Source organism: Roseobacter sp. MED193 (assembly GCF_000152965.1).
Classification (GTDB): domain Bacteria; phylum Pseudomonadota; class Alphaproteobacteria; order Rhodobacterales; family Rhodobacteraceae; genus Pseudophaeobacter.
This window is the reverse complement of the sequence record NZ_CH902583.1, coordinates 1,518,919-1,532,299: the sequence shown is the minus strand read 5'-3', so window position 1 is coordinate 1,532,299 and position 13,381 is coordinate 1,518,919. Positions and strand designations below refer to the sequence as shown.

Genomic DNA, 13,381 nt, shown 5'->3' with positions numbered 1-13,381 from the left:
CGTTTGTTTTGAGCTGGCGATATTGAAGAACATTCGTTATCGCTAACATTATGTATCGGTATCGATAACGGAGAGAAATAGCAACCCTCAATCTGGTCATTTTTGTTTGCTGCCCTTGCAGTGAGACGCGAAGTGCAAGACCATAAGCAGATGACTAAAAAGATGCTCCTAAAGGATGTTGCCCAGCTTGCTGGTGTGAGCGAGATGACGGCCAGCCGCGCATTGCGTGGGGCACCGGATGTTTCCAAATCAACCCGCGCCAAAATCGAAGAGATTGCCCGCGCCCATGGCTATGTGCCAAACCGGATAGCTGGCTCCTTGTCTTCGCAATCGGTGAACCTGGTCGCCGTGGTGGTGCCATCGCTCAACAGTTTTGTCTTTCCAGAGGTGTTGTCGGGGATTTCTTCAGTCCTGAAACAAAGCCCGCTTAAACCGGTGGTCGGGATTTCTGGCTATGAGTTGGACGAGGAAGAAGAGGTCATCCGCGAGATGCTCAGCTGGCGACCCTCTGGGCTGATCGTGGCCGGGCTGGAGCACAACGATGCAACCCGTCGCATGTTGGCCCAGGCGGATTGCCCAGTAGTGGAAGTGATGGATGTGGATGGCACGCCGCTGCGCCACTGCGTTGGGATCTCTCACCTGCAGGCGGGGCGGGACATGGCCGCGCAAATTCTGTCCCATGGCTATCGGCGTATTGGCTTTATCGGAACCAAGATGCCACAAGATTTTCGGGCCCGTAAGCGGTTTGACGGCTTTATCGAAGCCTTGACAGCACAGGACCTGTCCTTGGTTGATGTGGAGCATTATTCTGGCGACAGCTCGATCGCGACTGGACGGCAGCTGACGGCCCAAATGTTGGACCGACACCCAGATCTGGAGTGCATCTATTATTCCAGTGATGTGATGAGTGTTGGGGGCTATATGCACTGTTTGGCTGCTGGGCTGAGTGTGCCGCAGGATGTGGCCCTGGCTGGTTTCAACAATCTACAGATCCTTGAGGGCCTGCCGCTGGAGCTGGCGACAACTGATGCCTGTCGCCGTGAAATTGGCGAGCGCGCGGCTGAGATCTTGTTGGAAGCGCGCGACAGCAAATCCGAGCTGGCGCCGATCTGCGAGACGCTCAGCCCTCGTATCAGTTTGGGCCAGTCACTTTAGGTGCCTGCGTTTTCTATTGGTCAGGCAAAACGCGGTACTATTTAACACCCGACCATTCGATGTAAACCAACCCACTTCCAACCATAAAGATAAGTGCCATAAGAAAGGCCTTTAGAATCCTATGTCTCTGGAAAATGCGCTGGATGAAATCCATGCAGGCTTCCAAAATGATTTCCATCTGGAACCTCTGTCGTCAAACGCTTGGTCATTCGTTAGGCGTATTCTCCCCAATTTACGACCCATATTTATGCATTAAATGCTCCCCGGCCGGAGACCGAGAAGCAGGAGATCTAAGCGACTTCTGGGACTACAACGCGGCTTTAAACAGCTGGGTTAGATTGGCCTCGGTCAGCTCGATCGGGTTGCCACCGCAAGAGGGGTCAATGATCGCCCCTTTGACCAGATCGGGGATCGAGGCTTCGGTCACACCCAGATCGGAGAGTTTGCGGGGGATGCCAAGGCTGTCGTTCAACTCCTGCACATAGGCGCAGAAGCCTTCAAAACCGCCTTCAATGCCGAGATAAGCTGCGGCCATGTTGAACCGTTCGGCAATTGCGGACGCGTTGAAGGCGAGCACCGCTGGCATACAAACGGCATTGGTGGTTCCGTGGTGGGTGTTGAAATGGGCTCCAATGGGGTGGCTCATGGCGTGGATGGCACCAAGGCCCTTTTGAAAACCCGTGGCCCCCATGGCCGCCGCCGACATCATCTGTGCGCGGGCTTCGATATCGGTGCCGTCGGCATAGGCGCGCGGCAGGTAGTCCTTGACCAGACGCATGCCTTCCAGCGCGATGCCCTGGCTCATCGGATGGTAATGGGGCGAGGAAAAAGCCTCGACGCAATGTGCAAAGGCGTCAAGGCCGGTGCCGGCGGTGATGAATTGTGGCATGCCAACGGTGAGCTCAGGATCACAGATCACTACGGCAGGCAGCACTTTGGGGTGGAAAATGATCTTTTTGACATGGCTGACGCTGTCGGTGATCACAGAGGCGCGGCCCACTTCGGAACCGGTGCCGGCCGTTGTGGGCACGGCGATGATGGGTGCAATGGCATCAGCATCGGCGCGGGTCCACCAATCGCCGATGTCTTCAAAATCCCAGACTGGGCGGGTTTGGCCGCACATGAAGGCAACCATCTTGCCCAGATCTAGGCCCGAGCCGCCGCCAAAGGCGATCACACCGTCATGGCCGCCGGCCTTATAGGCTTCGACACCTGCTTCGAGGTTTTTTTCATTTGGGTTGGGATCGACCTCAAAGAACATACCACGACCCAGGCCTGCGGCCTCCATTATGTCGAGGGTGCCTTGGGTGACGGGCAGATCTGCCAGGCCCTTGTCAGTGACCAGCAGTGGTTTCTTGATACCGGCGGCGGCACAGGCATCGCCCAGTTCTTTGATCCGGCCTGCGCCGAATTTGATTGCGGTCGGATAGGACCAGTTTCCAACGAGAGACATCTGCGTGTTCCTGTATTGAGACCGGGGAGGGGGCGCTGCCCCCGCTTGCCTTACGGCAAGCTCCCCCGGAATATTTCTAGAAAGATGATATGTTAGCTTGTCTGCTTTTTCAGGTGGTAGCTCTTGGGGCGGGTGAGGTTCTGATACCCGATCACCGACAGACCGCCACCGCGGCCTGTGTTCTTGCAGCCGGTCCAGCACAGACCCGGATCCAGATAGTCTGCGCGGTTCATGAAGACGGTGCCGGTCTCGATCTCATCACCAATGCGGACGGCACGGTCAAGATCGCGTGTCCAGAGCGAGGCGGTGAGACCAAACTCGCTGTCATTCATCAGGGCAAGCGCCTCTTCATCCGAGGAGACCTTCATTATGCCTACAACAGGGCCAAAGCTCTCATCGCGCATCACCCGCATCTCGTGGGTCACATCGGTCAGGATCTGTGGTGTCAGGTAAGCACCGCCGTCATCTGCTTCCATGGTGTCGATATGGGCAGTGGCGCCAGCGGCAACGGCCTCATCGATCTGGGCGCGGACTTCGGCTGCAAAACGCACATTGGCCATGGGGCCCATGGTTGTGTCGGCGTCTAGCGGGTTGCCCAGTTTGTAGGTTTTGACGATCTCCACAGCCTTTGCGACAAAATCATCATAGAGGCTTTCATGGACATAGATACGCTCGATACCGCAGCAGCACTGACCGGCATTGAACATGGCGCCGTCGATCAAAGTGTCTACGGCCGCATCCAGATCGGCGTCTTCCATGACATAGCCAGGATCCTTGCCGCCGAGCTCAGTTCCGACACCGGTGAAGGTGCCTGCTGCGGCGCGCTCCATAGCCTGTCCGCCGCCAACCGAACCAGTAAAATTGACGAAGTCAAAGGCGCGGTCTGCGATCAGTGCCGAGGTGGTGTCGTGATCCAAAAATACATTCTGGAACACATCAGCTGGAACACCAGCAGAGTGAAAGGCCGCTGCGATGCGTTCGCCGACCAGCAGTGTTTGTGTTGCATGTTTCAACACCACGGTGTTGCCTGCAATCAGAGCAGGGGCCAGTGTATTCACCGCGGTCATGTAGGGGTAGTTCCAGGGAGCAACGATAAAGACCACCCCATGCGGGATCCGCTTGATATAGCGTTTGAAGTCTTCATCTTCGCCGACTTCGATATCCGCCAGCGCTGTCTCAGCGATTTGGGCCATATAGGAGCTGCGCTCGTTGAAGCCGCCGAACTCGCCGCCGTAGCGCACCGGGCGCCCCATCATATGGGCCAATTCTGGCACAATTTCATCATTCATGGCGCCGACAGCGGCGACGCCTGCCATCACCAAATCAATGCGTTCTTGCAGCGGGCGCGCGGCCCAGGCCTTTTGCGCGGCTCGGGCGGCGCTGGCAGTAGCAAAGCCCTCATCCCGGCTGAGCGTTTCGCGACTGGCATAGACGGATCCGTCTATCGGAGAGATACAATTCAGGGTCTGGCCCATGGTCTTCCTCATCTCGTTTGAAAGGGGCGCCCCCTTTCATCTTTCCAAAAATATTTCCGCCGGAGGCTGCGCGCCGTCAGGCGCGCTCAAACCCTCGGGCAATTTCATAGTCGGTGACCACGCGGTCAAAATCTTCGATCTCAACTTCGGCTGCGCGGGTGTAGTGATCCACCACATCGTCTCCCATGGCAGCGCGCAGCATTTCAGAGCCCTTCAGGCTCAGACGGGCCTCCCGCAGAGTTTCAGGGATCATGCCACTGTTGCCCTGATAAACATCACCGCTCGCAGGGGGCTGCAGCTCCAGCCCTTCTTCGATACCTGCAATGCCGGCGGCCAGCATGGCGGCCATGGCCAGGTAGGGATTCATATCCGACCCCGGAATACGGCATTCCACCCGGATCGACTTGCTGCCAACACCGCAAAGGCGGTAACCGGCAGTGCGGTTGTCCACCGACCAGATGATGCGGGTTGGGGCAAAGGTGCCCTTCATGAAGCGCTTGTAGCTGTTGATATAGGGCGCCATGAAGTAGGTGTAATCAGGCGCATATTTCAGCAGCCCGGCCATGTAGTTCTTCATCAGGCTTGACATGCCAAGCGCGTCATCGCCGTCGTAAAAAGCAGGTTTGCCGTCTTTCCACAGCGACTGATGCACGTGAGAGGATGAGCCAACCTTGTCGTGATGCCATTTGGGCAGGAAGGTTACGGCGTGGCCCTGCTGCCAGGCGATCTCTTTGGTGGCATGTTTGGCGATGGTGTGGAAATCGGCGGTATCCTGAGCGCGGCCATACTTGATGTTCAGCTCTTCCTGGCCGGCCTCAGCCTCACCCTTGGTGCATTCCACCGGAATGCCCGCGTTCCACAGGTGATTGCGCAGTGGGCGCATCACATGCTCTTCCTTGGTGGTCTGCAGGATGTGGTAGTCTTCATTGTAGCCGGAAATGGGCTGTAGATCACGGAAGTCCGATTTACGGATCTCGTCAAAGCCTTTTTCAAACAGGAAAAACTCAAGCTCGGTCGCTGTCATGGCGTCAAAGCCAAGCGCGTCCAGACGGCGGATCTGTTTCTTCAGAATGGCGCGGGGGCTGTGGGGGACCTCTTCATGGCTGTGATGATCCAGCACATCACAGAGCACCATCACCGTGCCTTCGAGCCAAGGCAGGGGGCGCAGAGTGGTTAGGTCCGGCTTCATCACATAGTCGCCATAGCCCGACTCCCAGCTGGTCGAGGCAAAGCCATCGGGCGTCGCCATCTCAAGGTCGGTGGCCAGCAGGTAGTTGCAGCAATGGGTTTCCTCATAGGCGCCAGCAACAAAATGCCCGGCGTGAAAACGCTTGCCCATCAGGCGGCCCTGCATGTCCACAAGGCAGACCAGCACGGTATCAACGTCGCCTGCGGCAACTTGGGCTTTCAGATCGTCAAAAGTCAGAACACCAGTCATGGGGCATTTTCCTGTTCAGATAGGGTGCCCCGGCGCAGACCGCGCCGGAGCAGATTGGTTTAGCCGTAGCGGTAGGGGCGACCGGCTTTTTGCATGTCAGCATTATACTTCTTGAAGATCTCGACAACCTTGGCCTTGGTGGGGCTTTCGGCGGCGATTTCATCCCAGAACTGGACCGCAGCGCCTTCGACCTGGGCCCATTCTGCGTCGGGAATGGTGGTGAGCTCCATCTTGGGGCCATTGACCCGCAGGGAGGCTTCGCCACCCCAGTACCACCACTGACGATAGTAGTGCGACTGGTCACAGCAGACGCGGAACAGGGTCTGCAGGTCTTCGGGCAGCTCGTTCCAGCGGCCCTGATTGGCAAAGAAGCTACCAGCCCAGGCACCAGAGATATTGTTGGTCAGGAAGTAGTTGGTCACATCGGCCCAGCCAACGGTGTAGTCTTCGGTGATGCCAGACCAGGCAACGCCGTCAAGCTCACCGGTTTGCAGAGCGACCTCAATGTCTTCCCAAGGCAGGGTCACAGGCACAACGCCAAACTGGCTGAGGAAGCGACCCGCGGTTGGGAAGGTGAAGATGCGCTTGCCTTTCAGGTCTTCGAGGCTGCGGATCGGGTCTTTGGTGGCAAAGTGGCAGGGATCCCAGGCACCGGCAGAGATGTGTTTGACGCCAACCTTGGAATACTCTTCGTCCCAGATCTCATTCAGGCCGTACTGGTTGAACAGGACCGGCACGTCGAGTGAGTAGCGCGAGCCGAAGGGGAAGTAGCCGCCAAAGACCGTGACTTCGGTCGGCGATGCCATCGAGTCATCATCCGACTGCACGGCATCGATGGTGCCGCGCTGCATGGCGCGGAACAGCTCACCTGTGGGGACCAGCTGATCGGCGTAGAACAGCTCGATCTGCATGCGGTCGCCAGCGATCTGGTTGAACATGTCGATGGCGGGTTTCACCACGTGCTCGGCCAGGGCGGTGCCGGCATAGGTCTGCATCCGCCATTTGATGGTGGATTGTGCCAGGGCGGGTGTCGCCAGCGGGGCGGCCATTGCCCCCACACCGGCGGTTTGCAGAAACTTACGTCTTGTTGTCATTCGTCTCACTCCTTGTTGGATCTCGGTTGTGAACTTAGGCCCCCGAGCGGGGCTCTTCTTGGGTTATTCGGAAATTCCATCAGCGGCCATAAACCAGATCTGGCAGCCACAGCGCGATCTGTGGGAAGGCCATGATGAGGGCCAGGGCCACCACCATGACGGCGGCAAAGGGGATGATGGAGATATAGATGTCTTTCAGGCCGATTTCTGGCGGCGCCATGGCGCGCATCAGGAATAGGTTATAGCCAAAGGGCGGCGTCATATAGGCGATCTGCGTGGTGATGGTGTAAAGCACCCCGTACCAGATCAGGTCAAAGCCAAGCGCGCCAACCAGCGGCACATAGAGCGGTGCGACGATGACCAGCATCGCAGTGTCATCCAGGAAGGTGCCCATCACGATAAAGCTGAGCTGCATCAGGATCAGGATCATCCAGGGGCTGAGGCCCAGCTGCGCGGTGAACAGATCCTCAATCGCTTTCACGGCACCCAGCCCATCAAAGATGGCACCAAAGCCCAGGGCCGCGAGGATGATCCACATGAACATGCAGGAGATCCCCAGGGTTGATCGCACGGTGGTTTCGAATACCGCCTTGTTCATGCGGCCCTTGAGAACGGCGGCGATGAAGGCGGTCATGGCGCCAATGGCCGAGCTTTCCACCAGCGAGGTCCAGCCATTCACGAAGGGCACCATCATGGTGGCAAAGATTGCCAGGGGCAGCACACCGGAAAACAGCAGCCGGTGTTTCTCCTTCAGGTAAACATCACGGTAGAACAGCGGCATGGCGCGGGTGGCGAAGGCCAGAACCGCAGCACCAAGGGCAAAGCCAATAGCGGACTTTGGCGCGATCACATCCAGTTTGACCAACAAGGGAACCAGCACAATCCCGGCCAGCACAATGAAGTTCAACCGCAGAGGGTGGGTGCTGATTTCATCATATTCAGCCAGTTCTTCGTGGCTCATGGCGGGGCCAAGGTTAGGTTGCATCTTGGCGCGGATATAGATGTAGATGATGAACATCGTCGCCATCAAAAGGCCCGGCACCACACCGGCCAGCCACAGTTGCCCAACTGGCTGACGCGCAATCATCGCATAGAGCACTAACACCACAGAGGGTGGTACCAGAATGCCCAGAGAAGACCCGGCCTGGATGGTGCCGGTCACCAGGATCTTGTCATAGCCCCGACGCAGGAGTTCCGGCAGCGCGATGGTGGCCCCAATGGCCATGCCTGCGACGGACAGACCATTCATGGCCGAGACCAGCACCATCAACCCGATGGTGCCAATCGCCAGACCGCCCTGCACCGGTCCCATCCAAACGTGGAACATCCGGTAAAGATCATCGGCAATTTTGGATTCTGACAGCACATAGCCCATAAAGATGAACATCGGCAGCGTCAGTAGCGGGTACCATTTCATCAGCTTCATCGAGGCGGCAAAGGGGATCTCGACCCCGCCAGTCCCCCAAAGCAGCATGCCCGCCACAGCGCCAACAAAACCAATGGCGCCAAAGACCCGTTGACCGGTCATCAGCATCAGCATCATGCCGGCAAACATCACGATTGCGATCAATTCATAAGGCATCAGATTTCAACTCCGCGAAGACGTCCGATATCGCGGAACAATTCAGCTAGGCACTGCAGCAGCATCAGAAAGACGCCGAAGCAGAGAATGGATTTTACCGGCCACAGATAGGGGCGCCAGGCGGTGGAGCTACGCTCGATATAGCCAAGCTTGCTCCAGGCAGCACTTGGCCCTTCGGTAAAGAAGGTGGCGATGATGTCACCAAAGAAGGTGAAGGGCTCTAGACCAAAATAGCCGAGGCTATAGGCCATCGAACTTACGGCGCCATAAAGCAGGATGCCCAAGTAGACCATCAGGAACAGCACGGTGAAGGCGTCGACGAAGGCCTTGGTTCGGGTGGTCCAGCCCCCATAGAACAGATCCATCCGCACATTCGATCCCATCTGCATCGAATAGGGTCCGCCCAGGATATAATAGGCGACCATGATGAACTGAGCCATCTCAAGGGTCCAAAGCGAGGGGTTGAAAAAGGTCTTTGAGACTGAGGACCAAAGTAACACCGCGATGAGAGCAAAGATCAGGTACATTGCAAAACGGCCAATGAACCGGTTCATCGCCTCCACGGCGCGAATATAGCGCAAAATAATCTTAGGCACTGGTGCCTCCTTCGTCTTGCAATGTTGCCAGCGCAGGACGCAGCAGGGCCAGCAGCTCTTCCGCGATTTGGGCTTCCTCTTGTTGTGTGCTCAATAGATCGTTGCGGACTTCGATCATAACATTGGCCAGCCCGTTTTTTAGCCCATGATATTGTAAACTATGAGTGACACCGTCGCCGGGGCCATAGGGCTCATTCCGGTCGATCTGACGATGGGGCAGGGCGGAGACGTGATCCAACATTGCATCAGCAAAGCGGCTGTCGGTGTCATGCAGGATGCCTATCTCGACTGCGCGGTGGGTGCCAAAATAGATGGGCGTAAAGCTGTGCACGGTGATGAGCGCCGTCTCCAGCCCTTCGGCTTTGCGGGCTGTGATCAGTCGCGAAACCGCGTCGCAAAAGGGCTGATATACCGTGTGGATTCGCTCTTCGCGCTGTTCGGGCCGCAGGCCAATATTGCCTGGCACTTCGATCAACTCGGATTTTACCGGCATCGCAGAGGCGGCCTCTGGGGGGCGGTTGCAGTCATAGACCAGCCGTGACACGCGCGACGCGATCAAGGGGGCATCCAGTGCTTCTGACAGGGACCGGGCCACTGCGCGGGCACCAGGGTCCCAGACAGCGTGGCTTTTGCGATCCGCCTCGGCCAATCCCAGGTCTCCATAGCGGCGCGGGATGTGATGGCTGGCATGTTCGCATAGGATCAGAGCGCCCCCACGGCCTGCACCGTTGAGCACTTCGTAAGCTTCGCAGCGAGCGTTGGAATCGCTCAGTGACATGCATTTCTCCCCGTTTTGGAAAAATCTTTTCACGAGGGGTAAATTCTGTCAATATAATTTCAGAAGAGATTTTTTCTGTACTGGCAGAACGCATGCTTTAATGGTGCCTACTATGGCTCTGCCGCCTATTTTTTAGTCACCCGCAGGAGGGGGCCCCTTGACCAAACCGCCGCTCACAGTGCGAGAGCTGATCCGGGACCACTACCCGACCTTGACCCAGTCGGAGCGTAAGTTTGCAAACTCTTTGCTGGAGAAATATCCGGCAGCGGGGCTGGCCTCGATCACTATTGTCGCAGCCAATGCCGAGGTCTCCACGCCGACCATCGCGCGGATGGTGCAAAAGCTGGGATTCAAGGGCTATCCGCAGTTCCACCAGGCGCTCCTGAAAGAGCTGGAAGCCAAGGTCTCTGGCCCAACGCAACGTCGCGAAAACTGGGCCTCCGAAGCGCCGGAAGGGCATATGCTCAACCGGTTCTCCCAGGCGGTGACGGATAACCTCAGCCAGACTTTTTCCAATGTGGATTCGGGGCAGTTTGATGCCGCCGTGCGTCAGCTCGCCAAGACCGAGGGGCGGCTCTATGTTGTTGGGGGGCGGATAACGCGGGCTTTGGCAGATTATGCCTTCACCCATTTTCAGGCGATCCGCCAGCGGGTCACACATATGACCTCCTCTTCTGCCACATGGCCGCACTATGTGTTGGACATGGAGGAGGGGGACACGTTGCTGTTGTTTGATGTGCGCCGCTACGAGACCAACCTGCAGCGCCTGGCTGAATTGGCCGCAGAGCGCGGTGTTAAAGTCGTGCTGATAACGGATCAGTGGGCCAGCCCAATCGCGGCGGTTGCTGCACATACCTTTAATTGCTGGGTTGAGATCCCCTCAGCCTGGGATTCGAATATCTCGACCATGATGTTGCTAGAGGCAATGATCGCCGCCACCCAGGAGGAGAGCTGGGACAAGACCAAAGAGCGCTATGACCGCCTGGATGAGCTCTTTGATACGACGCGCTTGTTCCGCAAATTTTCATGAGAACACCGGGCTTTGCGCCGTGGTGGATGGACAGGGCAGGCGGCTTACGTCATGTTGGAGCCTACCAGCTCTTGCCCTGTCGTAGGGTGCAGGGCGGGCTGTTTTGAACATTTTCTTTCAGGTTGAGACCACCATGATCAAATCCGCTGTTCTTTTCTCCGCACTTGTTGTTGCAACATCTGCTGTATTTGCCGTGGTCCCAGCAACGGCCAAGCCCCTGAGCCGGATTTTGGCGCAATCGCCGCTGTCCCCTGCCGATTTTGACACTATGCGCGCGGCAGAGGCGGCACTGTATGAGCATGCGAACGTAAAAGTTGGCAGCTCTGTTAAGTGGAGCAATCCACAAACGCGTTCATACGGCGTGGTCAAAGTGACGGCCAAGCAGGGCGCCTGTGTCTCGCTGGCGCACACAGCGCATCCCAATGGCGGGGCTTCGACGGCAAATGTGTCTCGCAGGTTCTGCAAATCTGCCAGTGGCACGTGGTTGCTGTCACAGTAGTGCACCAGATGGTGGCATTGGGTTTTAGTTCTGGCGTAATATAGACGTTAAGGGATTGTGGTGAAAGTATTCTGCTTTTTTACTGCGCTGGGCTTCTCTGTGCTCACTTTCGGGGCGCCCCCATTGGCGGCTGAACCGCTGAACCGTATACTGGCGAACGCACCGTTTCAGCCCAGTGACCTGGAAGCCATGCGGGCCGCCGAGAGGATGCTTTTGTACCGTTCCAAACGTCTCCCAGGAGGGTCGGTAGAGTGGAATAATCCGGATACTCAGGCCTATGGCAAGGTCAAGATGCGGCTCTTGTCCGGAGACTTGGGTGGTTCATGGGAGAGGTCCTGGTCGAAAGGCACGGGGGCTACATGTCTAATTCTGCGCCACACTGCTGTTCCTGGTGGTGAGACGGGCAGGCGTCAGTTTGATCGCAAGTTTTGCGATCGAGCATTTGGGGCTTGGCTTTTGTCTCAATAGGGGAGACGTATTGCCTTTAATGTGCTGGGCAAGTTTGGTCCGGTCTTCCCCCCTTCACAAGAGGTAGTCTATCGATGTCCAAAATTACACGTCTTCACACTGGCACCCGCATGAGCCAGATCGTCACCCATGGTGACACCATATATCTGGCCGGACAGGTCGGCACAAAGGGCGCCAGCGTGGCACAGCAGACCCAGGACTGCCTGGATCAGATCGACGCCCTGCTGGCCGAGGTCGGCTCGGACAAGACTCGTCTGTTGCAGACCACCATCTGGCTGGCCGATATGAAGGACTTTGCCGAAATGAATGCGGTCTGGGATGCCTGGGTGCCCGAAGGCCATGCCCCCGCGCGCGCCTGCGGTGAAGCCAAACTGGCGTTGCCCGAATTCTTGGTGGAATTCATCGTGACCGCGGCTAAGCCCTAAGGGCGCGCGCCACTTGCGGTTTCAAGTCAAAGGCTCGACCTCTGGTCGGGCCTTTTCCTTTTTGAGGCGGCCGGGCGGGTCTGAGTGTTGAAGTTTGCGACTCGCATTTGTGTTTTTGGCCGACTCGCAGCCCCCTCTTGTGTTGTGAGTCTGTGATTAAGTCTGTGGGTAAGTTCTGGTTGTGCGGGTGACTCGTGGGATTGGGGTCCTTTTGGGGGCAGGGGTGCTGTAAAAAGGGTCAGTTGAGTTGACTTTGTTACCTGTTAGAGCGTTGATTTTGTTTACTTATCACATTTCTTTTGCAGAAAAGTGGAATTTGACTGGTTTTTGGGTTGCGGGTCCCCGGGGTTATACTTAGAACCCCCTCTACCGGCGGCGCTGAGGCGCTGACGGTCACCACCGAGGGTTCTGAAGGAACGGCGGCGCAGCAAGAGATTGGGGCGCGGCTGGGATTTTTGTCTTCGAGGGTGTAGCTCTTTGACATTGATGAAAACTGAAGAGATATGTGGGCGGTTTGGTTCGTTTCGATGGATCAACGTCTGTATATCAACGCTCTTAGTAATATTGCGGCGCTCAAGTAGCGAAGCGGTAGCGCGATGATAGAGTGTCAGCTTCACTGTTTGAACGGTTCACTGTTTTCTTATGAAAACTGTGTACATCAAACAGATGACTTCCGATACGTGTCCAATCCTTAGCCGGGTGGACATAGAGGCCTGCCCCCAAAGGTGGCCTTGAGTATTGGAGATGTGCAGAGGTTCGAACGTCAAGGATAAGCAAGCGATTGCTTTTCAACTTGAGAGTTTGATCCTGGCTCAGAACGAACGCTGGCGGCAGGCTTAACACATGCAAGTCGAGCGCACTCTTCGGAGTGAGCGGCGGACGGGTTAGTAACGCGTGGGAACGTGCCCTTTTCTAAGGAATAGCCACTGGAAACGGTGAGTAATACCTTATACGCCCTTCGGGGGAAAGATTTATCGGAGAAGGATCGGCCCGCGTTAGATTAGATAGTTGGTGGGGTAACGGCCTACCAAGTCTACGATCTATAGCTGGTTTTAGAGGATGATCAGCAACACTGGGACTGAGACACGGCCCAGACTCCTACGGGAGGCAGCAGTGGGGAATCTTGGACAATGGGCGCAAGCCTGATCCAGCCATGCCGCGTGAGTGATGAAGGCCCTAGGGTCGTAAAGCTCTTTCGCCAGAGATGATAATGACAGTATCTGGTAAAGAAACCCCGGCTAACTCCGTGCCAGCAGCCGCGGTAATACGGAGGGGGTTAGCGTTGTTCGGAATTACTGGGCGTAAAGCGCACGTAGGCGGATCAGAAGTATGAGGTGAAATCCCGGGGCTCAACCCCGGAACTGCCTTGTAAACTCCTGGTCTTGAGT

At 56.8% G+C, this 13,381-nt stretch carries 11 protein-coding genes and 1 other annotated feature; of the genes, 4 read left to right on the top strand and 7 right to left on the bottom strand.

Features of this window, described 5'->3' with window-relative positions:
• Positions 1–150 precede the first annotated feature (150 nt).
• Positions 151–1,155 (top strand): LacI family DNA-binding transcriptional regulator, encoded by a 1,005-nt coding sequence (locus tag MED193_RS09680; RefSeq protein WP_009809528.1) that lies wholly within the window; start codon positions 151–153, stop codon positions 1,153–1,155.
• Positions 1,156–1,462: 307 nt separating this feature from the next.
• Here the strand turns inward: MED193_RS09680 and MED193_RS09675 are convergent, their stop codons facing one another.
• From MED193_RS09675 to MED193_RS09645, 7 genes are all read right to left on the bottom strand, one after another.
• Positions 1,463–2,608, bottom strand: a complete 1,146-nt coding sequence (locus MED193_RS09675; RefSeq protein WP_009809526.1) for an iron-containing alcohol dehydrogenase — start codon at positions 2,606–2,608, stop codon at positions 1,463–1,465.
• 92 nt (positions 2,609–2,700) lie between these two features.
• Positions 2,701–4,083 (bottom strand): aldehyde dehydrogenase family protein, encoded by a 1,383-nt coding sequence (locus MED193_RS09670; RefSeq protein WP_009809525.1) that lies wholly within the window; start codon positions 4,081–4,083, stop codon positions 2,701–2,703.
• A gap of 76 nt (positions 4,084–4,159) precedes the next feature.
• Positions 4,160–5,521, bottom strand: coding sequence for a glutamine synthetase family protein (locus MED193_RS09665; RefSeq protein WP_009809524.1), 1,362 nt, complete (start codon positions 5,519–5,521; stop codon positions 4,160–4,162).
• Positions 5,522–5,580: 59 nt separating this feature from the next.
• Positions 5,581–6,615 carry a TRAP transporter substrate-binding protein gene (locus MED193_RS09660; RefSeq protein ID WP_009809523.1) on the bottom strand — a complete coding sequence of 345 codons (1,035 nt, stop codon included), beginning with the start codon at positions 6,613–6,615 and terminating at the stop codon, positions 5,581–5,583.
• A gap of 79 nt (positions 6,616–6,694) precedes the next feature.
• Positions 6,695–8,197, bottom strand: coding sequence for a TRAP transporter large permease subunit (locus MED193_RS09655; protein ID WP_009809522.1), 1,503 nt, complete (start codon positions 8,195–8,197; stop codon positions 6,695–6,697).
• On the bottom strand, positions 8,197–8,793 hold the full coding sequence (locus tag MED193_RS09650) for a TRAP transporter small permease subunit (protein WP_009809521.1): 597 nt from the start codon (positions 8,791–8,793) through the stop codon (positions 8,197–8,199). Before MED193_RS09650 ends, MED193_RS09655 begins: the two co-directional genes overlap by 1 nt.
• Entirely contained in the window at positions 8,786–9,571 is a 786-nt protein-coding gene (locus MED193_RS09645) for an N-formylglutamate amidohydrolase (RefSeq protein WP_009809520.1), read from the bottom strand. The genes MED193_RS09650 and MED193_RS09645 overlap by 8 nt, the downstream gene beginning before the upstream one ends.
• A 157-nt stretch (positions 9,572–9,728) precedes the next feature.
• On the opposite strand from MED193_RS09645, the gene MED193_RS09640 reads away from it, so the two are divergent.
• The 3 genes from MED193_RS09640 (at position 9,729) to MED193_RS09625 (ending at position 11,993) form a co-directional block, all read left to right on the top strand.
• Positions 9,729–10,601, top strand: coding sequence for a MurR/RpiR family transcriptional regulator (locus tag MED193_RS09640; protein WP_009809519.1), 873 nt, complete (start codon positions 9,729–9,731; stop codon positions 10,599–10,601).
• Between the two features lie 133 nt (positions 10,602–10,734).
• A complete protein-coding gene (locus tag MED193_RS09635) occupies positions 10,735–11,100 on the top strand; it encodes a hypothetical protein (protein ID WP_039966806.1) in 366 nt (121 codons plus the stop codon).
• 542 nt (positions 11,101–11,642) lie between these two features.
• Positions 11,643–11,993, top strand: coding sequence for a RidA family protein (locus MED193_RS09625; RefSeq protein WP_009809516.1), 351 nt, complete (start codon positions 11,643–11,645; stop codon positions 11,991–11,993).
• Positions 11,994–12,790: 797 nt separating this feature from the next.
• Positions 12,791–13,281 (top strand) — a sequence feature (16S ribosomal RNA rRNA prediction is too short).
• The last annotated feature ends 100 nt before the right edge of the window (positions 13,282–13,381 follow it).